The following is a 24,310-nucleotide window of genomic DNA, read 5'->3' as shown; positions in this document are numbered from 1 at the left end:
AACGCACCCATGCTCAGCGCCCGAAGCGCTGCTTGAAGCCGTTGTCGGTGAATCCCACGCTCACGCTGCCGTCGTCCAGCACCACGACCGGGCGGCGGATCAGCGCCGGGTATTCCTTCAGCAGCAGCGTCCACTCCGGATCGCTGCCGGGGTTCTTGCGTTGCGGCAGCAGATTGCGCCAGGTGGTGGAGGACTTGTTCACCAGCGCCTCCCAACCGCCCAACTGGGCGGCCCACGCTTTCAGCGTGGCCGCCGGCAGCGGGCTCGCGCGGTAGTCCACGAAGTCGTGCGGCACCTCGAAACGCGCCAGCCAGTTGCGCGCCTTGCGGCAGGTGTCGCAGGTGGTCAGGCCGTAGAGAGTGGTCATGCCATGCTTCCGGTAGGAGCCCGCTCGCGGGCGATGGTTCTGATCAGGGCAAGAGCCGCTCGGGAACGATGCCGTTGAAGAGCATCGCCCGCCAGCTGGCTCCTACTCGCCGCTGCGCAGCAGTTCGTTGATCGAGGTCTTGCCGCGCGTCTTCTCGTCCACCTGCTTCACGATGATCGCGGCGTAAAGACTGTGCGAGCCGTCCTTCGCCGGCAGGCTGCCGGCCACCACCACGCTGCCGGCGGGCACGCGGCCGTAGCTGATCTCGCCGGTCATGCGGTTGTAGATGCGGGTGGACTGGCCGAGGAACACGCCCATGCCGATCACGCTGCCCCGCTCCACCACCACGCCTTCGACCACCTCCGAGCGCGCGCCGATGAAGCAGCCGTCCTCGATGACGGTGGGGCCGGCCTGCAAGGGTTCCAGCACGCCGCCGATGCCCACGCCACCGGACAGGTGCACGCCCGCGCCGATCTGCGCGCAGGAACCCACCGTGGCCCAGGTATCCACCATCGTGCCGGCACCCACGTGGGCGCCGATGTTGACGTAGCTCGGCATCAGCACGGCGTCCTTCGCGATGTGCGCGCCGCGCCGAACCAGCGCGCCGGGCACCACGCGCGCGCCGAGATTTTCCAGCTCCGCGCCCTGCGCAAAGCGCAGCGGCACCTTGTCGAAGGCCAGCGCCGGGCCGCCGTCCACCACGTGGTTACCGCTCAGGCGGAAGTACAGCAGCACGGCCTTCTTCAGCCACTGGTTGACTTTCCAGCCGCCATGCCCGTCCGGCTCGGCCACGCGGCGCGCGCCGGATTCGAGCAGATCCAGCGCCTGCTCCACCGCCGGACGCAGGCTGGTTTCGATCTCGCCGGCCGCGAGTTCGTTGCGGCGGTCGAAGGCGTCGTCGATCAGGGATTCAAGGTTTGGCATGGTGAATGGACGTCCAAATTGATCGCGGAAAACCCGTCCATTGTGCCTGCCCCCGCGACCGGACGAAACCCGGCCACCCAAGCTGAGCGGCCGCGAAAAATCGCCTGGCTGTGACGGCCTGCCGGATGACCCCCGCAACAGCTTGTTTTTCAACGGACTGCTAAAGTTGCGGGCGCTTCAGCCGATTTTTGCGGTACCCACCCGACCCGGATGGGCGCCCACCACCCGGAGGCTCGACTGCCCGTGCCATCGACTCGCGCCACCCCGCAATGCAAGAGCGTCCGCGAACATCTCGCACTGCCTGCGGCGCGCGGCGGAGCTGCGCGCAAACCCGGCAGCAAGTCGATTTTTCGGGGTGTTCCAAAGGATCGGTGGATAATGGTGCGACCAGCCGTCGGAGCACCCCACGCGATCCGCCCTGGCCGTACCTCCCCCACACTCTGATGTCCATGTCACGACGCAATTTCGATCCCAACAACCCGGCCATCGGGCAGGTATTGTCCCGGAATGCCTACGACGACAAAGGCCAGTTGCTGCTGCGCAAGGGCGCTGTGATCGGCTCCGACAAGCAACTGGAGCGCATCACCGAGAACATCCTGGCGATCACCGCGCCAAGCAGCCTGCCGCCACCCGAAAAGAACTTCCCCAAGACGCCGCTGGGCGTGATCCTGGCCGCTCGCTGGCGCCTGCTGGAACTGTTCCAGCAGGGTGCCACCGACTTTCCGGCCGAGCTGCACCGCATCGGCAACCTGATTGCCCGCGCCTGCCGCGCCAACAGCGACCTGGCGCTGGCCTCCGTGCTGCTGGTGCGCGATGCGCCGTATGCGATCCGCCACACGGTGAACACCGCCGTCGCCTGCCAGGTGGTGGGCAGCGCGCTGGAATGGCCCGAAGACGTCCTCGGCTCGACCGTGGCCGCCGCGCTCACCATGAACATCGGCATGCTGGATCTGCAGCAGCAACTGCACCAGATGGAAGGGCCGCTCAGCGAGGAGCAGCGCCTCGCCGTGCACCGCCACTGCGAGGTCGGTGTCGACATGCTGCGCCAACTGGGCGTGCGCGACGAGGTCTGGCTGGCGGCCGTGCGCGACCATCACGAACGCCCCGACGGCAGCGGCTATCCAGCCGGCAAGCAGGGCGACGCCATGAGCCAGAGCGCGCGCCTGCTGTCGCTGGCGGACGTCTACTGCGCGCGCGTTTCCGCCCGCTCCTACCGCGCCGCGCTGTCGCCCACCCTGGCGCTGCGCCAGCTCTTCCTGCGCGAAGGCCACTGCATCGACGAGTCGCTGGTGGCGCAGTTCATCAAGACCCTGGGCATCTACCCGCCCGGCACTGGCGTGCGCCTGCAAAACGGCAGCGTCGCGGTGGTCACCCACCGCGGCAACGCCCGGGTAAACACGCCGCGGGTGGCCGCCATCACCACCCCCAACGGCATGTGCCTGGCCACGCCGCTGCGCCACAACGGCGACTCGCCGGCGCACGCCATCAAGGCGGTGGTCGATCTCGATGCGCTGAAACTGCCGGTCAACATGGCCGCCATCTGGGGCGCCGACGCGGTGCTTTGACGCCCACGCCAAACCCATGGCGCACCACGCCGCAGAGCCGGTGGAAAATCCAAACGTCGTCGCACCGGCACCGCTGGCTACGGCGGCGGTAGACGGACGGTTTTTCACCGACGCTCAGTCCACCGCGCCACCCAGCCGTTGCAACAAGGCCTCGCGCAGGCGGCGCTGTCGCGCCTCGTCCAGCGGTGCGTCGCCGTGGACGGCCAACTGGAAGAAATCCTCCACCCGCTCGCCGAAGGTGGCGATGCGCGCGTCGCGCACGCGCACCTCGCAGGCCACCAGCACTTGCGCCACCGCCGCCAGCAGACCGGGGCGATCACTGCACACCAATGCCATGCGGGTGCGGCCATCGGCCTGGCGGAAGTCGATCCGCGGCGACATCTGGAAGTGCTTGAGCTGGCGCGACATGCTGCGCCGTGGCGGCAGGATCTGCCCGCCCTGCGCCAGCGCGCGCTGCATGCGCGCGCGCAGTTCCTCGGCGCGCTCGGCGCTGGCCGGCTGCTGGCTGTCCGCCTCCAGCAGCAGGAAGGTGTCCATCGCCATGCCGGCGCCGGAACCCAGGATGCGCGCTTCCACCACCGAGAAGTGCAGCCGGTCCAGCATGGCGGTGACGCTGGCGAACAGGCCGTCGCGGTCGGGCGTATAGACGAACAATTCGGTGCTGCCGCGCACCGACAACGGATGCACGGCGACCAGCGGCCACGCGCCGTCCGCGCGCACGATCGCCGCGGTCTGCCAGGCGATCTGCTCGGGCCGATGGCGCAGGAAGCTGGAGGCAGGGAAGGTTTCCCAGACGCGCGCGACTGCCTCGGCGGCAATGCCTTCGCCGCGCAGCAGGATCAGCGCCTGCGCGCGGCAGGCCTCGATGCGCGCGGCGGCATCGTGCCCCGGCCGCGTGTCGCTGCGCAGCGCCTGCCGCGCGGCGGCATAGAGGTCGGCCAACAGGCGATCCTTCCAGCCGTTCCACAACCTGGGGCTGGTGCCGATGATGTCGGCCACGGTGAGCAGGTAGAGCCGGCCCAGCCGCTCGCGGTCGCCCACGGTGTCGGCGAACTTGCGCACCACCTCGGGATCGGTGATGTCCTGCCGCTGCGCGGTGGTGCTCATCAGCAAATGCCAGCGCACCAGCCAGGCCACGCGCTCGCCGTCCACCGCAGGCAGGTCCAGCCTGGCGCAGAACGCGCGCGCGTCGCCCTCGCCCAGCACGGAATGATCGCCGCCACGGCCCTTGGCGATGTCGTGGAACAGGCCGGCCAGCAGCAGCAGTTCCGGCTGGCCGAGGCTGGCCCAGGCGTCGCAGGCAACGGGGAATTCACGACGCGCCGCGGGATCGGCGAAGCGCGCCAGCTGGCGCAGCACGCGCAGCGTGTGCTCGTCCACGGTGTAGACGTGGAACAGGTCGTACTGCATGCGCCCGAATACCTGGCCGAACGCCGGCAGGATCGCGGCGAGCAGGCCGTGCCGGTTCATCCGCCACAGCGCGTCCACCGCCGGCGCGCCGCGCTTGAGCAGGCGCAGGAAGGCAGCCAACACCGCGGGGTCGTCGGCCAGCTTGCCGGCGTGCTGCGCAGTGGCCTGGTGGATGCGCCGCATGGTGTCGGCGGAAAAGCCGACCAGGCCGGGTTCGCCCAGCCGCGCGATGAAGACTTCCACCAGCGCCGCCGGGTGCCGCGCGAACAGCTCCGGGTCGCGCGCCGCGAGGCGCGTGCCGTGGCGCACGAAGTCCTCGCCCACCGGCATCGCCTCGCCGGGCGGCTCCAGCAGTTCGACGAAGCGCTCGGCGATCTGCACGCCCAGCCGCTCGACCGTGCTGGCCGCGCGGTAATAGCCCTGCATGAACTGCTCGACGCCGAGGTTCTTCGCATGCTCATCCTCGAAGCCCAGCCGCACGGCGAGCGCGCGCTGGTAGTCGAACAGCAGGCGCTCCTCCGGCCGCCCCGCTTCCAGATGCAGCGCGTAACGGTAGCGGCGCAGCGTGGCCTCGGCCTCGCACAGGCTGGCGCGCTCGGCAGGGTCGAGCAGGCCGGCATCCTGCATCGCCTCGAAACCGCCCGCATGCGCCAGGCGCCGCCCCAGCCAGCGCAGCGAATCCAGCGTGCGCAAGCCGCCGGGGCCGTCCTTGAGGTTGGGCTCGAGGTTGCTCGCGGTATCGCCGTGGCGTGCGTGCCGGGCATCGCGCTCGGCCAGCCGCGCGGCAAGGTACTCGCGCGGCGGCCACGATGCGGGATCGTCCACGATGGCGCGCAGCGTGGCTTCCATGGCCGCATCGCCCGCCATCCATTGCGCATCGAGCAGGCTGGTGAACACGCTGGCATCGGCCGCCGCCAGCGCGCGGCACTGCGCCGGCTCGCGCACCGCATGGCCTACCTTGAGGCCCACGTCCCACAGCGTGGCGAAGCACTGCTCCAGCGCGCGCAGGCGCGCCGGCTCGGGGCGTTCGGCCAGCACCAGCAGGTCCACGTCGGAGTGCGGAAACAGCAGGCCGCGGCCGAAGCCGCCCACCGCGAACAACGCCGCGCCGGCCACCTCGCCCAGGCAGGCCGTCCACACGTGCACCACGATGCGCGCCACCGCCTCGCCACGCCGCCGCGCCAGCGCGCTGGCATCGGCGCCGTCGCGGAAGGCCGTGGCCAGCGCGCGATCGACATCGCCCAGCAACTGCCGCAATGCCTGCCGCGCCTCGACCGAAACGCCCGAGCGCGGCACCGCCGGCGGCAGCCGCGGCAAGGGAGGAAGGACGACGCTCATCGGCGGGATTCGAGGCGGCGGGGAAGGATCGTCAGTCTGCCACGCCACCAGGCCTCACCCGTAGGAGCGCACTGGTGCGCGATGGTTCTGGCGCTGGATCGAAGCCACCGCCATTGCGCACCAGTGCGCTCCTACGCATCCGGCCAGGGCGTGAGTATCTCGAAGCCGGTGGCGGTCACCGCGATGGTGTGCTCCCACTGCGCGGAGAGCGAATGATCCTTGGTGACCACCGTCCAGCCGTCGGGCAGCTGCTTGGTGTGCGGCTTGCCGGCGTTGATCATCGGCTCGACAGTGAAGGTCATGCCTTCCTGCAGCGTGAGCCCGGTGCCGGCCTTGCCGTAGTGCAGCACCTGCGGCTCGTCGTGGTAGATCTTTCCAATGCCGTGGCCGCAGTACTCGCGCACGATGGAGAAACCCGCCGCCTCGGCGTGCTGCTGGATGGCGTGGCCCACGTCGCCCAGGGTGGCGCCGGGGCGCACCACCTGGATGCCGCGCATCATCGCCTCGAAAGCGGTGTCCACCAGGCGCCGGGCCAGCACCGAAGGGGCGCCGGCGATGTACATGCGGCTGGTGTCGCCGTGCCAGCCGTCCTTGATGACGGTGACGTCGAGATTGACGATGTCGCCGTCCTTCAGCAGCTTGCCCTCGCTGGGGATGCCGTGGCAGATCACGTGGTTGACCGAGGTGCACAACGTCTTGGGAAACCCGTGGTAGCCCACGTTGGCCGGAATCGCCTTCTGCACGTTGACGATGTGCTCGTAGGCGCGCCGGTCCAGTTCCTCGGTGCTGACGCCCGGCTTGACGTAGTCCTTGAGCATCGCCAGCACTTCGGCGGCCAGCTTGCCGGCCACGCGCATGCCTTCGAGGTCCTGGGGGGATTTCAGCGTAATGGCCATCTTGAATGCCTTCGATGGCGGCACCGATCCCGCGCCCGGCGCAGGCAACTTGCCGCCTCGCCGGCGCACCGGCTACAATTTCACAGTTTTGCAGCCAGCCGTCGAAGCTTTCGGCGGCCGCACACTGTGAAGCGAAACGGGATTGTAGCGCGCCGCGCCACAACGCCCAAACCCACGCCACACACGCATCGGCACCGCCTTCGGGGTGCCGCGCGCAGCATTCGCTGCCGCGGTCGAAGCCGGGGGTGCGTGGAGGTTCCAACCCCCGGGCCACCTGAAAAGGCCCACTGCAAGGAGTTACACCATGGCTCAAGTCACCATGCGCGAGATGCTCGAAGCCGGCGTCCATTTCGGTCACCAGACCCGTTACTGGAACCCCAAGATGGCCCCGTACATCTTCGGTGCCCGCGGCAAGATCCACATCATCAATCTCGAAAAGACCCTGCCGCTGTTCACTGACGCGATGAACTTCCTGTCGGGCCTGGCGCAGAAGCGCGGCACCATCCTGTTCGTGGGCACCAAGCGTTCCGCCCGCGAGACGCTGGCCGAGGAAGCCACCCGCGCCGGCATGCCCTTCGTCACCGCGCGCTGGCTCGGCGGCATGCTGACCAACTTCCGCACCGTGAAGCAGTCGGTGGCCAAGCTCAAGGAGCTGGAAGCGGCCGAGACCGACGGCAGCTTCGACAAGCTGGTCAAGCACGAAGTGCTGGCCCGCCGCCGCGAGCGCGACAAGCTCGAGAACTCGCTGGGCGGCATCAAGAACATGAACCGCCTGCCCGACGCGCTGTTCGTGGTCGACATCGGCCATGAAGACATCGCCGTGCAGGAAGCCAAGAAGCTGGGCATCCCGGTGATCGCCGTGGTCGACACCAACTACAACCCGGAGCTGGTCGACTACGCGATCCCGGGCAACGACGACGCGATCCGCGCGATCCAGCTGTACGCCCGCGCCGCCGCCGACTCCATCCTGGAAGGCAAGGCCGCCGCGCCGGCCGCCGCCCAGGGCGACGCCGACGAGTTCGTCGAGCTGGACGAGGAAGGCAACCCGGTGGCCAAGGCCGAACGCAAGAGCGCCGCACCGCGCCGCGACCGTGACGGCGACCGCAAGGGTGCCCCGCGCCGCGATGGCGGCCGCGACGGCGGCCGTGGCGCGCGCGCGCCGCGCGACGCCAAGTAAGCGCCGACCGGCGGCGGCCAGCCGCCGCCGGTTCGACAAGCCATCCCGGCGTCGCGGTGACGAACCGCGACGCCATCAAGCATGCGAGGAATACCGATGAGCAATATCTCCGCCCAACTCGTCAAGGAACTGCGCGAGCGTTCCGGCGCCGGCATGATGGAGTGCAAGAAGGCGCTGGTCGAGAACCACGGCGACATCGAAGTCGCCATGGAATGGCTACGCAAGTCCGGCCTTGCCAAGGCCGACAAGAAGGCCGGTCGCGTCGCCGCCGAAGGCCGCATCGTGGTTGCCCAGGGCACCGGCAAGGCCGTGCTGGTCGAGGTCAACTGCGAGACCGACTTCGTCACCAAGAACCCCGATTTCGTGAAGTTCGGCGACACCGTCGCCGACGTGGCGCTGACCTCCGGCGCCGCCGACATCCATGCGCTCAACGCCGCCGCCTACCCGGGCGCCGCCAGCGTGGAAGAAGGCGCCAAGGTGCTGGTCGCCACCATCGGCGAGAAGATCGAAGTGCGCCGCATGGCACGGGTCGAGACCGACGGCAAGATCGGCAGCTACATCCATGGCGGCCGCATCGGCGTGCTGGTGGCGCTCAAGGGCGGCTCCGATGAACTGGCCAAGGGCGTGGCGATGCACGTGGCGGCGATGAACCCGCCCTACGTCCACGCCGCCGACGTCCCCGCCGACTTCATCGCCAAGGAGAAGGAAATCGCCCTGGCCGCCATGTCGGACAAGGAAAAGGCCAAGCCGGCCGAGATCCTGGAGAAGATCGTCAGCGGCAAGATCCACAAGATCATTTCCGAGGTCACCTTGGTCGGCCAGCCCTACGTGCTGGACACCAACGTCACCGTGGCCGACGCGCTGAAGAAGGAAGGCGCCGAGGTGGTGACCGTGGTGCGTCTGGCCGTGGGCGAAGGCATCGAGAAAGTGCAGGAAGACTACCTGGCCGAAGTCGCCAAGGCGATGCAGGGCTAAGGGCGCGCTTCGCGCGCCCGGCGCCCATGGATGGACGCCTGCGCAGCGGAGCCCGGTTCGCCCTGCGAACCGGGCGCGTCCAAAAAGGGGCAAGGGCCCCTTTTTGGACCATCAACACGGCACGCTTCCGCTCTTGGCGAGAACGGGCCAACGCAAAAAGGCCGCGGAAATCCGCGGCTTTTTTGTGGTTGCATCTCGGCGAGCACGAAATGCCAGAGCGCCGTGTTTGATGCCGTCAATGGGCTCCTGCCCATTGGTAGCTCGCCGGACTCGCCAAGCGAGCCCGGCTCTGTCCAGCTGGCCTGCGGCCTGCTGGGACGTGCGCCCATCCATGGGCGCGGCTTCTACCCGCGCAGCGCCGCAATGCCCGGCGCCACCTGCGCCTCGCGGCCCAGCGCCTTGCCCAACGTCTCAAGCTTCGCCGCCATCGTCGCCGCGTCCGGCGCGCACACCGTGGCGTGCCCCACCTTGCGGCCCGACCGCGACGACTTGCCGTAGTCGTGCCAGTGCCCGTCCACCGTGCACAGCACCGGCGCGGCATCGGGCAGTTCACCAATCCAGTTGAACATGACCGACAATCCGCGCACCCCGGTGTCGCCCAGCGGCAGGCCCAGCACGGCGCGCACGTGGTTCTCGAACTGGCTGGTGTGCGCGCCCTCGATCGACCAGTGGCCGGAGTTGTGCACGCGCGGCGCCATCTCGTTGCCGAGCAGTTCGCCGTCCTTCACGAACAGCTCCAGCGCGAACACGCCCACGTAATCCAGCTGTTCGGCCAGCGCGCGCGCCAGCGCCTCGGCTCGCCCCTGCAACTGGTCGATCGCCGGCGCCGGCGCGAGGCTGAGGCTCAGCACGCCATCGACGTGCCAGTTCTGTGTCAGCGGCCAACAGCGGAATTCGCCGGCCCGGCTGCGCACGGCCACCACCGAAAGCTCGCGCTCGAACGGCACGAAGGCTTCCAGGATCAGGCCATGCGAGCCCGCCGACGGCCCCAACGCGGCCCACGCAGCATCGGCATCGGCCAGTGTCTTCAGGCGAAACTGGCCCTTGCCGTCGTAGCCAAAACGGCGCGTCTTGAGCACCGCCGGCGCGCCAATGGCAGCTAGCGCCGCCACGAGGCCGGCGCGGTCATCCACCGCCATGAACTCGGGCGTACGGATGCCGCAGGCGCGGAAGGCGGTTTTCTCCACCAGGCGATCCTGCGCCGTCGCCAGCGCCTCGGGGTTGGGCAACACCGGTACCCGCTGCGCGAGCCAGCGCGCCGTCTGGGCCGGCACGTTCTCGAAATCGAAGGTCACCGCATCGACCTTGCCGGCGAAGCCTTCCAGCGCCGCCCAGTCGTCCCAGCCGCAGGTCACCAGCGGCGCCACCTGGCCCGCGCAGGCATCGGCGGCGCCGTCCACCACCAGGGTCTGCACGCCCAGCGGCGCGGCCGCCAGCGCCAGCATGCGCGCCAGCTGGCCGCCACCCAGGATACCCAGCACGGGCTGCCGTGAGGCGCTCATGCGCGTGGATCCGGCTGATCGAGCACGGCCTGCGTCTGGCTGGCACGCCAGGCCTCCAGCGCGCCAGCCAGGCGCGGATCGTGCAGCGCCAACACGGCGGCGGCCAGCAGGCCGGCGTTCACCGCGCCGGCCCGGCCGATCGCCAGCGTGCCCACCGGGATGCCGGCGGGCATCTGTACGATGGAAAGCAAGGAATCCATGCCGTTCAATGCCTTGGATTGCACCGGCACACCGAACACCGGCAACCGGGTCTTGGCTGCCAGCATGCCCGGCAGGTGGGCAGCGCCGCCGGCGCCGGCGATGATGGCCTGGAGACCGCGCCCTGCCGCCTGCTCGGCATAGCGGAACAGGAGATCGGGCGTACGGTGCGCGGAGACCACCTGCACCTCATGCGCCACGCCCAGTTCGGCGAGCACCCTGGCGGCGTGTTCCATGGTCTCCCAGTCCGAGCGCGACCCCATCACCACGCCCACACGCGGCGTTTCCGTCGTTGCTGTCATGGATTCGACCGTCCAAAAGAGGTTATTGTACGGACTTTCCGGGTTTTCGACGATTTCATCCCATGGACAAGCACCTGCTCGACATCCTCTGCTGCCCGGCCAGCAAGACGCCGGTGCGCCTGTTGGGGCGGGCCGAGCTGGCCGCGCTCAACCAGGCCATCACGGCCGGCGGCGTGCTCACCACAGCCGGCGCGGCCGTGCGCGAAGGGCTGGCCGAGGGCCTCATCACCGTCGACCGCAAGCTGATCTACCGCGTCGACGACGGCATCCCGGTGATGCTGCCCGAGGAGGGCATCGGCACGACCCAGCTCCGCGACTTCCCGGCAGCCGCCTGAGCGGCCCGACCTCACCGCCGAATCGACGAGTCAACCATTGACGCCACCGCGTCCCGCCCCCTCCAAGGTGTGGCCATGAACGAAGCCCCCGAACAGCCAAAAATCATTCCCATCGCGCCCCGGCTGGATGCTGCCAGTGGCGAGCGCGTCGGCGAACTGCTCAACGCCGTGCGCGGCATCGCCGGCAAGCACCTGCAGCAGTATGTTGGCAACCTGTTCGAGCACGTCGACGACGCCTTGTTCGACCTGGCCGAGAAAGCCGAGAACAACGCCACCCAGACCCATTACTTCGACGGCATGCGCGAGGTGCGCAAGCGCCGCCCGGCGGTGGAACGCAACTTTTTGGCACAGGTGAACCGCGAACTGGGCAACCTGGCCGGGCGCCAGGCGTCAGGCCTCGCCGCCTCGGCACCAGCCTCGGCGCCAATGGCGGGCGAGCTGTCGCTGGTGGGCGATGCCGATCTGGAAGAATCGCTGGCCATCACCAGCATGGGCAGCAAGCACCAAAGCCGTCTCGCGCGCGAACTGTTCACCCTGAACCAGCGCCTGGCGGTAATCTGCGGCGGACGCAAGGTCGACGAGGCCAGCAACCCGATCGCGCCGACCGCGCTGTCGCAATCCTTCCGCCAGGCGATGCGCGAGCTCGCCGCCGACATGCGCGTGAAGCTCCTGATCTACAAGCTGTTCGACCGCTACGTGCTGTCTGCGCTGGAGGAACTCTACGGCGAGGCCAACGCGGCGCTCGCCCGTGCCGGCGTGCTGCCCCTGCTCCGGCCGGAACTGTCCCGCAGTGCTTCGGCGCCGCGCGGCAAATCCCCCGCCGGCACGCACGGCGACACCACGGGAACCACCGCCGAGGAAACCTCCGGTGCGCCCGACCAGGCCTCCTCCGAGCTGCTGCAAACACTGCACAACCTGTTCGTCGCCAGGCGCGGCACCGGCGGCGGCGCCATCGATGCACGCGGCGGTGAGGCAAGCGGCCCACCGCCTTCGGTCAACGAACTCCTCGGCGCGCTCAGCGTGCTGCAAACCCAGATCGCCTCCACCGAGCTGCCCAAACCCAACGAAACGGGCACGGAAAGCGAGCTCGATCGGGATGCCGTGGCCAGGCTCAAGGAGCAACTGCTCACCCAGCTTGGCGCCTTGCGCGGCAGCCGTCCCGCCCAGGTCGCCAACATGGACGAGGACACCATCGACCTGGTCGGCATGCTGTTCGAGTTCATCCTGGGCGACCACACCCTGCCGGCCGAAATGCAGGTGATGCTGGCGCGATTGCAGATCCCCTACCTCAAGGCGGCCATCCTCGACCGCAAGCTGTTCGCGCATCGCCAGCACCCGGCGCGGCGCCTGCTCGACACGCTGGCCGAGCAAGCCAAGGGCTGGTCGGTCGAATCCGACCGCGACGGTCGCCTGCGCGACAAGGTCAAGGGCATCGTCGACCAGTTGCTGCACCAGTTCGACGACGACCTCGGCATCTTCGAGCGCCAGTTGGCCGACCTCCTGCAGTTCATCGAGGCTAGCCAGCGCCGCTCGGAGTTGGCCGAGCAACGCGCCACCGAATCCACCCGTGGCCGCGAGAAGCTGGAGCAAGCCCGTCGGCGTGCCGCGCGCGAGATCGTCGAGCGCATCAACGGCCGCGAGTTGCCGCCCTTGGCACGCGAGGTGCTGACCCGCGCCTGGGCCAACAATCTGGTGCTGGTGCTGCTGCGCCAGGGCGAGGATTCGGGCGAGTTCCGCGCCAGCCTGCGCTTCATCGACGACTTCATCACCAGCATGATGCCGGCGCGCGACGAGGCCGCCCGCCGGCAGTTGCGCGAGCTGTTGCCGCACGTCGAGCGTTCGCTGCGCCAGGGCCTGGCCAACATCGCCTTCCAGCCGCAGGACACCGAGCGTCTGCTCGGCCAGCTGCGCGAGTGGTACGGCCAGCAACTAGGCGAAACCCTGCCGAGCGCGGCGCCGGCCCCGGCCCTGCCGACCGCCATCCCGCTGGCGCCGGCCATCCCGGAGAGCATTCAGCCGGTCGCCGCCGCCGAGCCGGAGGAACTCCCCGAGGAAGTCGCCGCCGTCGCGGTGGACAGCCCCGAATGGCGCCAGGTGGAAAGCCTGCAGCCCGGCGTGTGGATGGAATTCCAGTTGCCCGGCGAGCCGATGGTGCGCGCCAAGCTGTCTTGGGTCAGCCCGATGAGCGGACGCTATCTGTTCGTCAACCGGCGCGGCCTGAAGGTGGCCGACTACGCCGCGCAGGAGCTGGCCGTGCTGCTCGGCAGCGGGCATGCCCAGGTGCTGGCCACCAACGCCCTGTTCGACCGCGCGATGAGCGCCATCGTCAGCCGCCTGCGCCAACCTGGCGACAACAAATCCGATACCGGCGCCGAATGACTGCCCGACTCCCGTTCGATCCTCCCGCCGCCGAACAGCTCGCCCTCGATGTGGAACGCGCCTTTGCCGAAGACCTCGGCAAGGGCGACGCCACCGCCAGCCTGCTGCCGGCCGCTAGCCAGGCACACGCCGCGCTCACCTGCCGCGATGACGCGGTGATCGCCGGCACGCCGTGGTTCGACGCCTGCTTCCGCCGCCTCGACCCCGCCGTGCGCATCGAGTGGCTGGCGCACGACGGCGAGCGCGTGGCGCCTGGCACGTTGCTCTGCCGCTTGACCGGCCACGCCCGCGCGCTGGTCAGCGCCGAGCGCTCCGCCTTGAACTTCCTGCAGCTGCTCTCGGCCACCGCCACCGCCACCGCCACCTACGCGGCCGCCGTCGCCGGCACCCGCGCCCGCGTGCTGGACACCCGCAAGACTCTCCCCGGTCTGCGCCTGGCGCAGAAATACGCCGTGCGCTGCGGCGGCGGCCACAACCATCGCATCGGCCTGTACGACGCCATCCTTATCAAGGAAAACCACATCATCGCCGCCGGTGGCATCGCGCTGGCCGTGGCTGCGGCGCGACACCTGCATCCGGCGCTGCTGCTGGAAGTGGAAGTGGAAAACCTTGACGAGCTGCGTCAGGCGCTCACCGCCGGCGTGGATCGCATCATGCTGGACAACTTCACCGTGCCCCTGATGCGCGAGGCCGTGGCCATCACCAGTGGTCGCGTGCCGCTGGAAGTTTCCGGCAACGTCGATCTCACCACCATCGGCGAGTACGCCCGCACCGGTGTGGACTTCATTTCGGTGGGCGCGCTGACCAAGCACGTGCACGCCGTCGACCTGTCGCTGCGACTGCAATTGAGTGTCTGAAGAGTGCGACCAGGGGTAGCCACCCGTTTGATCTCTGCGCTCAGGGATGATCGCAAGGGTAGGCGCTTGCACCCGGGCGGGCCAGCCCACACACTGCCTGCATGGGCAATGTCGACGACCTGCTGGTACTCCTGACGCTGATCGCCGTGGCCGGGCTGTGGCTGAAGCTGAGCGCGGCGCGCGAGCGCGCCGTGGCCGAGGCGCAGCGGCAGTGCGCGCACTATGGCCTGCAACTGCTCGACGACAGCGTGGGCCTGCGTGCCCTGCGCCTGCGCCGCGTGGCTGGCTGGCTGCAACTGGAGCGCGGTTACGGTTTTGAACTGAGCATCGACGGCGCCGACCGCCAGTCGGGCCTGCTGTGGATGCAAGGCACGGAACTCACCGAGCTGCGGCTACCCAACGTGGTGTCGACCACGCCAGCGGGTACCTGGGCAAGCCCCCCGCAGGCGCCCTCTTTCGCCCCGCCACGACCGGCCTTGCCCGATGCCCCGCAGGATCGCTCACCGGATTACCCGCCGGACAGCAACGTGGTGCCGCTGCGGCCGCGCCGGCGTTCGGTCGGGGATGACCGCGCGCACTGAGGCGCGCCAATACGCTACTTGATGACGCGCAGGTGCGAGCCGCCGCGCTTGGGCTTGTCGCCATCGCCGTCGCCACCCTTGCCTACGGGCGCTTCCGGCGGTGCTGACGGTGGTGGCGCATCACCTTCCTCGCCCGCCGGAAACATCATTCCCTGCCCGTTCTCCTGGGCATACAAGGCCAGTACCGCCGCCAGCGGGACGCGCACCGTATGGCTGACGCCGGAAAAGCGCGCCGAGAAGCCCACCCACTCGTTGCCAAGCTCCAGCTTCGCCACCGCGCGCATGGCGATGTTGAGCACCACCTGGCCATTCTTGATGACGTGCGGCGGCACCCGCACGCCTTCCACGGTGGCGTCGACCAGGAGGTAGGGCGTCAGGCCGTTGTCGCTGATCCAGTCATAGATGGCCCGCAACAGGTACGGGCGGTTGGAGCTCATCGCGGGTGCGGCGGTGTCGTTCATCGGGGGCGCATGGCCTGTTCTTGCTCGGTCAGGCTGCGCACGAAACCCTGGCTGTGGAACAGGCGTTCACCGTAGTCGACCACCGGCTTGCCTTCGCGGCCCAGGTCCACGCCCAGCCACGGCAGGCGCCACACCACCGGTGCCACCAGGCAGTCGAGCAGGCTCATCTCGGGGTTCAGGAAAAACCGGGCCGCCTTGAACAGCGGCAGCGCCGCCAGCAGATGCGCGCGCAGGTGCTTGCGCGCGGTTTCCGCATGCCGGCCACCGGCCAGAATGCCGTCGATCTCGCTCAGCCACTCGCGCTCGATGCGCACCGCCGCCACGCGCAGACGCGCGCGGGAAAGCGGGTCGATCGGCATCAACGGCGGATGCGGGAAACGCTCGTCGAGGTACTCGCAAACCACGTCGGTGCCGTACAGGGTGAGGTCGCGATCCACCAGGGTGGGCGCGTCGCCGTGCGGGTTGAGGTCAAGCAGATCCTGCGGCGGCCTGCCCGGCTCGACCAGCACGCGTTCGTAGCTGACGCCCTTGGCGGCAAGCACCAGCCGGACACGGTGGCACTGCACGCCATCAGCCGTGGTGTAAAGGGTGAGTGCGTTACGCGAACGGGCGCTTGGAACCATGCGCGGCATTTCCTGTTTCGGTTGCGCGGCCACGCGGGTCAAGGCCCGCGCGGCCGGGGGTTGCGGCCACGAAAATCAGTGGACGTCCTTCCAGTATTCCTTCTTCATCAGATAGGCCAGGAAGGTGAACACCACCAGGAACAGCAGCACCCAGATGCCATAGTGGTGCCGCTGCAACGCTGCCGGTTCGGAGGCGTAGCTGAGGAAGTTCACCAGGTCGCGGGTGGCCTCCTGGTACTGCGCCGGCGTCAGCGTGCCGGGCTTGGCCAGATCGAGCTTGGCGACCTCCTCCGTGCCGGGTTTCATCACGGCGGTCTGCTCGCCCTGCATCTCCCACAGCGGGAACGGCATGGCGGCATTGGGCAGCGCCAGGTTGTTCCAGCCGATCGGACTCTTGGGATCGAGGTAGAAGCTGTTGAGGTAGGTGTAGACCCAGTCGGCACCCCGCGCGCTCACTTCCAGCGAGAGGTCGGGCGGTGCCTTGCCGAACCACTTGCCGGCATCGTCGGCCGGCATGTGCGAGATCACCGGGTCGTCGAACTTGGCGCCGGTGAAGTTGAGGTTCTGCATCACCTGCTGCTCGGTCAGGCCAAGATCGTCGGCCAGACGCGAGTAGCGCAGGTACTTCAGCGAGTGGCAGCCCGCGCAGTAATTGAAGAACAGTTTCGCGCCGCGCTGTAGCGAGGCCTGATCCTGCACGGTGGCGTGCGCCGGCATCAGGTTTTCGCCGCCCTCCGCACGCACGGCGGTCGGGCCGGCCAGGAACAGGCCGAGTGTCACGGCAAAAGCGGGAAGCAGCCGTTTCATCGAAAGCGTCAACTTAGTCATGCATGGTCACCCGTTCCGGAACCGGCTTGGTCTTTTCCCAGCCAAGATGCGTATACAGCCACATGAACACGAAGAACCCGAAGTAGGCCACGGTCAGGATGCGACCGATGATGTTGTCCCACAGGGTGATGTCCATGTCGGCGCCGAAGATGCGCGGCAGGTATTCGTCGGTGAGGTCCATGCCGATCGCCATGAGGCCGAAGAAAGCCAACACGAAGACCGCGAGTGCCACCTTGTAGCCGGTGCCACGGTAGCGGATCGACTTGACCGGGCCCACGTCGATCCACGGCAGCGCGAACAACAGCGCGATCGAGCCGAACATGCCCAGCACGCCCCACACCGCGGTGCCCAGCGCCGAGGGGATCATGCGCACGATGGCGTAGAAGGCGGTGAAGTACCACACCGGCTTGATCTGCGCCGGAGTGAGCAGGTTGTTCGCCGGGATCGAGTTGTCGTGTTCGAGGAACCAGCCGCCGAAGGTGGGCGCGAAGAAGATGATGAAGGCAGCCACCAGCAGGAACACGCCCACGCCGACCAGATCCTTCACCGAGTAATACGGATGGAACGGAATGCCGTCGGCCGGCGCGCTCGGGCTCCAGCGGTTGCCCTTGGCGCCGTGCTTGACGTCCACACCGTCGGGGTTGTTCGAGCCCACTTCATGCAGCGCAGCCAGATGCAGCACCACCAGCAGCAGCAGCACGATCGGCAGCGCGACCACGTGCAGCGCGAAGAAGCGGTTCAGCGTGGCGTCGGCGGGCAGGAAGTCACCCATGATCCATTCGACCAGGTGGCCGCCGATCACCGGGATGGTGCCGAACAGCGACACGATCACCTTGGCACCCCAGAACGACATGTTGCCCCACGGCAGCACGTAGCCCATGAAGGCTTCGGCCATCAGCAACAGGAAGATCAGCATGCCGAGCAACCACACCAGCTCGCGCGGCTTCTTGAACGAGCCGTAGATGATGCCGCGGAACATGTGCAGGAACACCACCACGAAGAACAGCGAGGCGCCGGTGGTGTGCATGTAGCGGATCAGCCAGCCCCACTCCACGTCACGCATGATGTACTGCACCGAGTCGAAGGCTCCCGCCGCGCTCGGGTTGTAGTTCATGGTGAGGAAGATGCCGGTGACGATCTGGTTGACGAACACCAGCAGCGCCAGCGAACCGAAGTAGTACCAGAGGTTGAAGTTCTTCGGCGCGTAATACTCGGTCATGTGCTTGCGGTAGGTCACCGCCAGCCCGGGCGCGCGCTCGTCGAACCATTGGGTGAATGCGTTCGCCATTACGCGGCCTCCTTCGGACCCACGCCAATCTGCACCGTCATGTCGTCCACGAAGTGGTACTCCGGGATCTGCATGTTCTTCGGCGCCGGCACACCCTGGTACACGCGCCCGGCGATGTCGTAGCGCGAGTGGTGGCAGGGGCAGTAGTAGCCGCCGGCCCAGTTCGGGTCGAACGGTTCGGGTTTCATCTCGCCCACGAAGTTCGGCACGCAGCCGAGGTGGGTGCAGATACCGACCATCACCAGCCACTCGGGCTTGATCGAGCGCGTCTCGTTCTGCGCGTACTTGGGCTGCTGGTCGGCCGAGCTGCCGTCCGACTTGGGATCGACCAGCCGCGCATCCTGCTTGGGCAGGGTGGCCAGCTGTTCCGGCGTGCGGTTGACGATGAACACCGGCAGGCTGCGCCAGGCCACGATGAGCTGCTGGCCGGGCTCGATTTTCTTCAGGGATTGGGTGACCGGCGCACCAGCCGCCTTGGCGCGCGCGCTGGGTTCCCACGACTTGATGAAGGGCATGGCAGCCGTGACAACCCCCACACCACCAACCACCGAGGTGGCGGCCGTGAGGAATCGGCGGCGGCCATGATCGACGACTTCGTTCGCCATCAGGCTCTCCGGTACATGCTGAATCAGGAAAAGGCTCGCGCCCCGGCGACGGTTTGGAACCCCTAAAAATCGCGTTAGTCTAGCGTCAGCCCCCGCACCGTACAATAAAACACCTCGGTACGAGTCGACAGCCGGGCCATCCCGCCAGCCTACCCCACCGCCCGCCGCCCGTCACGGATCGCCGCACGACATGAAACATGCCGCAGGCCTGTTCGCCTTCATCGCCCGCTGCGCCGTCCTCGGCCTTGCCGCCGCGTTCGTGATCGGCCTGTTCTGGCCCGCCAGCGGAGCCCGCCTGCGCGCTCGGCTGGGGCTGCCCGGGGGAACATCCAGCATCGCCGCGCCCTCCGCTCCGGCCTCCTATGCCGACGCCGTGGCGATGGCGGCGCCCTCGGTGGTGAACATCTACGCCGACAAGATCGTCAACGAGCGGGCGATCCGCATGTACGACAACCCCGTGCTGCAGCAGCTGCTGGGCGGTACCCTCACCACCTACGCGCGCCGCGAGCAGACCCTGGGCTCGGGCGTGATCGTCAGCGCCCAGGGCTACGTGCTCACCAACTACCACGTGATCGCGCAGGCCACCAACATCCAGGTGCTGCTCTACGACGGCCGCGTGGCCAATGCCCAGGTGATCGGCAAGGACGAGGAGACCGACCTGGCGGTGCTGAAGATCAACGCCGGCAACCTGCCGGTGGTCCATCTTGCCGCGCAGAAACCCCGCCCCGGCGACGTGGTGCTGGCCATCGGCAATCCGCTGGGGCTTAACCAGACCGTGACCATGGGCATCGTCAGCGCGGTGGGCCGGCAGCTCAGCAACTCCAGCGCCGAGGACTTCATCCAGACCGACGCGGCGATCAACCTCGGCAACTCCGGCGGCGCGCTGGTCAACGCCGAGGGCCGGCTGGTGGGCATCAACACCGCCCTGATCGGCAAGGCCCACAACGCCGAAGGCATCGGCTTCGCGATCCCGGCCGGCACCGCCAAGCGCGTGCTGGACCAGATCGTCGCCACCGGCCACGTGGTGCGTGGCTGGCTGGGCGCGGACTACAGCTTCGTACCGGTAGCCGCCAACAGCGGCCTGCCCGCCGCTGCACGCGGCGCCCAGGTCACCGACGTCTACCCCGGCAGCCCCGCCGCACTGGCCGGCATCCAGTCGCACGACATCCTGCTGCGCATCGGCAACGACGACATCCGCGACCCCGCCGACCTGCGCCGGCGCGAGGCGGCGATCAAGCCCGGCACCACGGTGGAACTCTCCGGCCTGCGCAACGGCAGCCCCTTCCACACCCACGCCACGCTCACCGAGCGCCCGGCGATGAACCTGGACATCGGGGCCGGCAACGATTGACTCCGCGCCGGGACACGGCCCGCGCCGGCCGACGGCGGCCACAGTAGGCAGTGGCGCCGGCAGCACCGCAGGGGCGGCGGATCGCCCGGAGCGGTGGCCCGGCCGATGGGGTGATGGTCAGCCGGCGGGGCGCAGCGCGGCCAAGGGCGGATGCAAGGCGGCTTCGTAACGCTTGCGCAGCGTATCCACGCGCTGCACGTAGACTTGGGTCTCGGCATACGGCGGCACGCCGTTGTAACGCTGCACCGCCGCCGGGCCGGCATTGTAGGCGGCGGCGGCCAGATGCTCGTTGCCGTTGAAGTCGTGCAGCAGCAGGCCGAGGTAACGCGCGCCGCCACGGATGTTCTGCTCGGAGTTGAAGGCATCGAGCACGCCCATGTCGCTGGCGGTGCCGGGCATCAGTTGCATCAGACCCTGCGCGCCCTTGATCGAAAGCGCATTGGGGTTGAACGCGCTCTCGGCGTGGATGATCGCGCGCAGGAAGGCCTCGTCCACGCCGTACTCCACACTCGCCGCGCGAATCGCGTCGGCGTAGGCGGTGAGGTTGAGCTGCAGGCTGCCCCAGTGGATGGCCGAATGCAGGCTGCAGGCGAAACAGGTGGCGATATAGGTGAACAGCCGCTTGGCGGTCTGCGCCGCACGCCCCGCCGGCGGGATATTGGTGTACTCCACGCTGCCGTCGGCCCGCGCGATACGGTACACCGCGCCGCGCAGCACGCGATCGCCCGGTGCCGTGGCGTCCGGTACCGCCGCCAACGCGTCGGTCGTGCCGCCTTGCTGGTAGGTCCAGTGCCCACGCAGCGCCGCCGGCACGTTGCTGGTGACCGCCGGCGGCGACAATGGCCTGGCGCTGGCCAGCACACTGCCCTGCACTCCCGCCAGCGCCACGCTGGCGGCCTCGAACCGTGTCCGTGTGCCCACCGCGCCGCCCTGCACACGTTGCAGGGAAGCCGTGGGGCCGCGCCGCGCCGGCGCGGCGTAGCTGCCCAGTTTGCGACAGTCGTGATAACCCGTCGTCGTGCTGGTGAATACCGCCTCGTCATGGGCGCCGGCACAGTGGTACAAGCTTCCCGCATGCGCCAGCGGCCACCAGATCGCCCCCGACAGCAGGCCGCAGGCCAGCAGCGCACGCCGCGGCGGCGATCGGCGGGACGAAACCTGGTGGCGTACGGCATGGGGCATGGCGTGCAGTGTGCCGCCACACGCACGCCACGCCAAGGGCGAGGCAGCCGTTTCATGCGCCATATCTGCCCCAAGTGCTTGATACGCAAGCCGCTTGCTGGCGAGCCACGGGACGTCGGCGTACACTGCGCGGTTCAGCGGCGGCGCCGCTTCGACGCACACCCACGGTAACCAGCACCATGAGCGGCAAACTTTTCATCAAGACCTACGGCTGCCAGATGAACGAGTACGACTCGTCCAAGATGGCCGACGTGCTGCGCGCCTCGCACGGCATGGAGCTGACCGAGGACGAGGCCGAGGCCGACGTGATCTTGGTGAACACTTGCGCGATCCGCGAGAAGGCCGAAGACAAGGTGTTCAGCCAGCTCGGCCGCTGGAAGGAGCTGAAACAGGGCGGCAAGCCGGTATTGATCGGCGTGGGCGGCTGCGTGGGCAGCCAGGAAGGCGAGGCCATCGTCAAGCGCGCCCCCTACGTGGATCTGGTGTTCGGCCCGCAGACCCTGCACCGGCTGCCGCAGTTGATCGAGCAAAATCGCGCCACCCACCAGCCGCAGGTGGACATCTCCTTCCCCGAGATCGAGAAGTTCGACTGCCTTCCCGCGCCGCGCGCGGAAGGCCCCACCGCCTTCGTCTCCATCATGGAGGGCTGCTCCAAATACTGCAGCTACTGCGTGGTGCCCTACACGCGCGGCACCGAGATCAGCCGACCGTTCGACGACGTGCTGGTGGAAGTGGCCCAGCTCGCCGAACAGGGCGTGCGCGAGGTGAACCTCTTGGGCCAGAACGTCAACGCGTATCGCGGCCCGATGCACGACGGCGGCGTCGCCGACCTGGCCGTGCTGATCCACGCCATCGCGCAGATCGACAGCATCGGCCGCATCCGCTTCACCACCTCGCATCCGCTGGAGTTCTCCGACTCGCTGATCGAGGCCTACGCCAACGTGCCCAAGCTGGCCAATTTCCTGCACCTGCCGGTGCAGTCCGGCTCCGACCGCATCCTGGGCAAGATGAAGCGCGGCTACACCGCCGCCGACTACCGCCGCAAGATCTACCAGCTGCGCGCGGTGCGCCCGGACATCTGCATCAGCTCGGATTTCATCGTGGGCTTCCCCGGCGAAACGGCGGAGGATTTCGAGGAGACGATGACGCTGATCGACAAGATCGGCTTCGACCAGAGTTTCTCCTTCATCTTTTCGCCGCGCCCAGGCACCCCGGCCGCGAACCTCGCCGACCCCACGCCGATGGCCGAGAAGCACGCCCGCCTCGAACGCCTGCAAGCCGTGCTGAACGCCAACGCGAAGCAGGTCAACGAGGCGATGGTCGGTACCGTGCAGCGCGTCCTGGTGGAAAAACCCAGCGCCAAGAACGCCAACGAACTGGCCGGCCGCACCGAAAACATGCGTTACGTGAACTTCCCCGGCGACGCGCGCATGATCGGCCGCTTCGTGGACGTGCTCGTCACCGAGGCGCTGGCCAACTCCCTGCGCGGCCGCGTGCACGCGCTGGCCGAACAAGCCGCTTGAGCCCAAACACTCCCTCCCCCCTCCGGGGAGAGGGCCGGGGTGAGAGGCCGTCCTTGCCGCAAGCCCCGCCCTTCACCGCCATCCTCTCCCCCGAGGGGAGAGGACGCCGCAAAGCATGAGCCCCGACCTCACCGAACGCGATTTCGCCCTGGCCCCCGAAGACAACGCCCGCCTCGCCAACCTGTGCGGGCCGTTCGACGAGCACCTGCGCCAGATCGAGCTGCGCCTTGGCGTGGAGATCGATCATCGCGGCAACCTGTTCCGTGCCATCGGCGAGGACGCCAACGCACGCGCCACCGAGAAAGTGCTGCGCGCGCTCTATGCCGCCACCGAGAACGAGGTCTTGAACGGCGCCAAGGTGAACCTGCAGCTGGCCGAATCGGGCGTGGACGCACTCGCCGACGCCACCGGCGACGGCGTGCAGGACGTGACGATCAAGGTGAAGCGCGGCGTCATCAAGGGCCGTGGCCCGAACCAGGCGCGCTACCTGCATGCCATCGCCCACCACGACATCAGCTTCGGCGTCGGCCCGGCCGGCACCGGCAAGACCTACCTCGCCGTGGCCTGCGCGGTGGAGGCGCTGGAAGCCAACCGCGTGCAGCGCCTGCTGCTGGTGCGCCCTGCCGTCGAGGCCGGCGAGAAGCTGGGCTTCCTGCCCGGCGACCTTTCCCAGAAAGTCGATCCCTACCTGCGCCCGCTGTACGACGCGCTGTACGAGATGCTGGGCTTCGAGAAAGTCGCCAAGCTGATCGAGCGCAACGTGATCGAGATTGCGCCACTCGCGTACATGCGCGGTCGCACGCTCAACGACTCCTACGTGATCCTCGACGAGGCGCAGAACACCACGGTCGAGCAGATGAAGATGTTCCTGACCCGCATCGGCTTCGGCTCGGTGGCGGTGATCACCGGCGACGTCAGCCAGGTCGACCTGCCGCGCAACGTGCGCTCCGGCCTGCGCCACGCGGTGGAAGTGCTGCGCGGCGTCGACGGCATCAGCTTCACCTTCTTCACCTCGCGCGACGTGGTGCGCCATCCGCTGGTGGCGAAGATCGTGCGCGCCTATGAGGCGTTCGAGCAGAAGGACGAGGACAAGTGAGCGGCACGCGCGCGCCCGCAGGAGCGGCTTCAGCCGCGATCCCGCCCAACACAAAGGCATCGCGGCTGAAGCCACTCCTGCAACAGCCCGGTGTGGTGGTGCACCTCGGCTACGCCGTGCCGCGTGCGGGCATCCCTTCCGCCGCCAGCTTCCGCCGCTGGGTGGAGGCCGCGCTGCGTGGCGCGAGGCGGCGCCGTGCCACCGAGCTGTCCATCCGCATCGTCGATGCCGCGGAAGGCCGCTCGCTGAACCGCGACTACCGCGGCAAGGACTACGCCACCAACGTGCTCTCCTTCGAGGCCGAGCTGCCGCCGGAACTCAAGCTGCCGCTGATCGGCGACATGGTGCTGTGCGCCCCCGTGGTGGCGCGCGAGGCTGCCGAGCAGGGCAAGCGCGGGCGCGACCACTGGGCGCACCTGACCGTGCACGGCACGCTGCATCTCCTGGGCTACGACCACCTGGTGGAAGCCGAGGCCGTGGCGATGGAGGCGCTGGAGACGCGCATCCTGGCCTCACTGGGCATCGCCGACCCCTACGCCTGAAGCAG

Annotated in this window: 24 protein-coding genes; 12 read left to right on the top strand and 12 right to left on the bottom strand. The window is 68.5% G+C overall.

What is annotated here, in order from left to right; all coding sequences use genetic code 11:
* Positions 1–13 precede the first annotated feature (13 nt).
* Both AC3WQA_RS14030 and dapD read right to left on the bottom strand, forming a co-directional pair.
* Positions 14–367, bottom strand: coding sequence for a Spx/MgsR family RNA polymerase-binding regulatory protein (locus tag AC3WQA_RS14030; RefSeq protein ID WP_492675661.1), 354 nt, complete (start codon positions 365–367; stop codon positions 14–16).
* Positions 368–469: 102 nt separating this feature from the next.
* On the bottom strand, positions 470–1,291 hold the full coding sequence (gene dapD, locus AC3WQA_RS14025; protein WP_492675660.1) for a 2,3,4,5-tetrahydropyridine-2,6-dicarboxylate N-succinyltransferase: 822 nt from the start codon (positions 1,289–1,291) through the stop codon (positions 470–472).
* 449 nt (positions 1,292–1,740) lie between these two features.
* On the opposite strand from dapD, the gene AC3WQA_RS14020 reads away from it, so the two are divergent.
* Positions 1,741–2,856, top strand: coding sequence for an HD-GYP domain-containing protein (locus AC3WQA_RS14020; RefSeq protein WP_492675659.1), 1,116 nt, complete (start codon positions 1,741–1,743; stop codon positions 2,854–2,856).
* A gap of 114 nt (positions 2,857–2,970) precedes the next feature.
* On the opposite strand, the gene glnD is transcribed toward AC3WQA_RS14020, so the two are convergent.
* Together glnD and map are read right to left on the bottom strand one after the other, a co-directional pair.
* Complete coding sequence (gene glnD, locus AC3WQA_RS14015; RefSeq protein ID WP_492675658.1) at positions 2,971–5,604, bottom strand: [protein-PII] uridylyltransferase; 2,634 nt, start codon at positions 5,602–5,604, stop codon at positions 2,971–2,973.
* A 131-nt stretch (positions 5,605–5,735) separates the two neighbouring features.
* Complete coding sequence (gene map, locus AC3WQA_RS14010; protein WP_492675657.1) at positions 5,736–6,500, bottom strand: type I methionyl aminopeptidase; 765 nt, start codon at positions 6,498–6,500, stop codon at positions 5,736–5,738.
* On the opposite strand from map, the gene AC3WQA_RS14005 reads away from it, so the two are divergent.
* The 3 genes from AC3WQA_RS14005 to tsf all read left to right on the top strand — a co-directional run bounded on the left by AC3WQA_RS14005 (position 6,493) and on the right by tsf (position 8,652).
* A complete protein-coding gene (locus AC3WQA_RS14005) occupies positions 6,493–6,630 on the top strand; it encodes a hypothetical protein (RefSeq protein WP_492675656.1) in 138 nt (45 codons plus the stop codon). The genes map and AC3WQA_RS14005 overlap by 8 nt on opposite strands.
* 174 nt (positions 6,631–6,804) lie before the next feature.
* Entirely contained in the window at positions 6,805–7,677 is an 873-nt protein-coding gene (gene rpsB, locus AC3WQA_RS14000; protein ID WP_492675655.1) for a 30S ribosomal protein S2, read from the top strand.
* A 96-nt stretch (positions 7,678–7,773) separates the two neighbouring features.
* Positions 7,774–8,652, top strand: a complete 879-nt coding sequence (gene tsf, locus AC3WQA_RS13995) for a translation elongation factor Ts (RefSeq protein WP_492675654.1) — start codon at positions 7,774–7,776, stop codon at positions 8,650–8,652.
* A gap of 344 nt (positions 8,653–8,996) precedes the next feature.
* Here tsf and AC3WQA_RS13990 read toward each other — a convergent pair whose 3' ends face one another.
* Both AC3WQA_RS13990 and purE read right to left on the bottom strand, forming a co-directional pair.
* Complete coding sequence (locus tag AC3WQA_RS13990) at positions 8,997–10,154, bottom strand: 5-(carboxyamino)imidazole ribonucleotide synthase (protein ID WP_492675653.1); 1,158 nt, start codon at positions 10,152–10,154, stop codon at positions 8,997–8,999.
* Positions 10,151–10,654 (bottom strand): 5-(carboxyamino)imidazole ribonucleotide mutase, encoded by a 504-nt coding sequence (gene purE / locus AC3WQA_RS13985; RefSeq protein ID WP_492675652.1) that lies wholly within the window; start codon positions 10,652–10,654, stop codon positions 10,151–10,153. Before purE ends, AC3WQA_RS13990 begins: the two co-directional genes overlap by 4 nt.
* Positions 10,655–10,716: 62 nt before the next feature.
* Here purE and AC3WQA_RS13980 point away from each other — a divergent pair, with 62 nt between their 5' ends.
* From AC3WQA_RS13980 to AC3WQA_RS13965, 4 genes are all read left to right on the top strand, one after another.
* Positions 10,717–10,989 (top strand): Trm112 family protein, encoded by a 273-nt coding sequence (locus AC3WQA_RS13980; protein WP_492675651.1) that lies wholly within the window; start codon positions 10,717–10,719, stop codon positions 10,987–10,989.
* 75 nt (positions 10,990–11,064) lie between these two features.
* Complete coding sequence (locus AC3WQA_RS13975; RefSeq protein WP_492675650.1) at positions 11,065–13,368, top strand: DUF1631 domain-containing protein; 2,304 nt, start codon at positions 11,065–11,067, stop codon at positions 13,366–13,368.
* Entirely contained in the window at positions 13,365–14,225 is an 861-nt protein-coding gene (nadC, locus tag AC3WQA_RS13970) for a carboxylating nicotinate-nucleotide diphosphorylase (RefSeq protein ID WP_492675649.1), read from the top strand. The genes AC3WQA_RS13975 and nadC overlap by 4 nt, the downstream gene beginning before the upstream one ends.
* A 101-nt stretch (positions 14,226–14,326) precedes the next feature.
* Positions 14,327–14,806 (top strand): DUF3301 domain-containing protein, encoded by a 480-nt coding sequence (locus AC3WQA_RS13965; protein WP_492675648.1) that lies wholly within the window; start codon positions 14,327–14,329, stop codon positions 14,804–14,806.
* Between the two features lie 14 nt (positions 14,807–14,820).
* Here the strand turns inward: AC3WQA_RS13965 and AC3WQA_RS13960 are convergent, their stop codons facing one another.
* The 5 genes from AC3WQA_RS13960 to petA all read right to left on the bottom strand — a co-directional run bounded on the left by AC3WQA_RS13960 (position 14,821) and on the right by petA (position 18,611).
* On the bottom strand, positions 14,821–15,267 hold the full coding sequence (locus tag AC3WQA_RS13960; RefSeq protein ID WP_492675647.1) for a ClpXP protease specificity-enhancing factor: 447 nt from the start codon (positions 15,265–15,267) through the stop codon (positions 14,821–14,823).
* Positions 15,264–15,890 (bottom strand): glutathione S-transferase N-terminal domain-containing protein, encoded by a 627-nt coding sequence (locus tag AC3WQA_RS13955; protein WP_492675646.1) that lies wholly within the window; start codon positions 15,888–15,890, stop codon positions 15,264–15,266. The genes AC3WQA_RS13960 and AC3WQA_RS13955 overlap by 4 nt, the downstream gene beginning before the upstream one ends.
* A 75-nt stretch (positions 15,891–15,965) precedes the next feature.
* Complete coding sequence (locus tag AC3WQA_RS13950; protein WP_492676367.1) at positions 15,966–16,697, bottom strand: cytochrome c1; 732 nt, start codon at positions 16,695–16,697, stop codon at positions 15,966–15,968.
* Between the two features lie 13 nt (positions 16,698–16,710).
* Positions 16,711–18,006: a cytochrome b gene (locus AC3WQA_RS13945; protein ID WP_492675645.1), complete on the bottom strand. Its 1,296-nt coding sequence runs from the start codon at positions 18,004–18,006 to the stop codon at positions 16,711–16,713.
* A complete protein-coding gene (petA, locus tag AC3WQA_RS13940) occupies positions 18,006–18,611 on the bottom strand; it encodes a ubiquinol-cytochrome c reductase iron-sulfur subunit (RefSeq protein WP_492675644.1) in 606 nt (201 codons plus the stop codon). Before petA ends, AC3WQA_RS13945 begins: the two co-directional genes overlap by 1 nt.
* A gap of 190 nt (positions 18,612–18,801) precedes the next feature.
* Between petA and AC3WQA_RS13935 the strand changes: the two genes are divergently transcribed.
* The gene (locus tag AC3WQA_RS13935; protein ID WP_492675643.1) at positions 18,802–19,962 is read left to right on the top strand and encodes a S1C family serine protease; all 1,161 of its coding nucleotides are present in this window, start codon (positions 18,802–18,804) and stop codon (positions 19,960–19,962) included.
* Between the two features lie 117 nt (positions 19,963–20,079).
* Here the strand turns inward: AC3WQA_RS13935 and AC3WQA_RS13930 are convergent, their stop codons facing one another.
* Positions 20,080–21,144 (bottom strand): lytic transglycosylase domain-containing protein, encoded by a 1,065-nt coding sequence (locus AC3WQA_RS13930; protein ID WP_492675642.1) that lies wholly within the window; start codon positions 21,142–21,144, stop codon positions 20,080–20,082.
* Positions 21,145–21,323: 179 nt separating this feature from the next.
* On the opposite strand from AC3WQA_RS13930, the gene miaB reads away from it, so the two are divergent.
* The 3 genes from miaB (at position 21,324) to ybeY (ending at position 24,305) form a co-directional block, all read left to right on the top strand.
* Positions 21,324–22,667 (top strand): tRNA (N6-isopentenyl adenosine(37)-C2)-methylthiotransferase MiaB, encoded by a 1,344-nt coding sequence (gene miaB / locus AC3WQA_RS13925; RefSeq protein ID WP_492675641.1) that lies wholly within the window; start codon positions 21,324–21,326, stop codon positions 22,665–22,667.
* 115 nt (positions 22,668–22,782) lie between these two features.
* Positions 22,783–23,763 (top strand): PhoH family protein, encoded by a 981-nt coding sequence (locus AC3WQA_RS13920; protein ID WP_492675640.1) that lies wholly within the window; start codon positions 22,783–22,785, stop codon positions 23,761–23,763.
* Positions 23,764–23,840: 77 nt separating this feature from the next.
* On the top strand, positions 23,841–24,305 hold the full coding sequence (gene ybeY, locus AC3WQA_RS13915; RefSeq protein WP_492676366.1) for an rRNA maturation RNase YbeY: 465 nt from the start codon (positions 23,841–23,843) through the stop codon (positions 24,303–24,305).
* Positions 24,306–24,310: the final 5 nt, after the last annotated feature.

Source organism: Rhodanobacter sp. FW106-PBR-R2A-2-24, from assembly GCF_058789615.1.
Note: the sequence above shows the minus strand (reverse complement) of the source record. Positions and strands in the feature narration are given on the sequence as shown.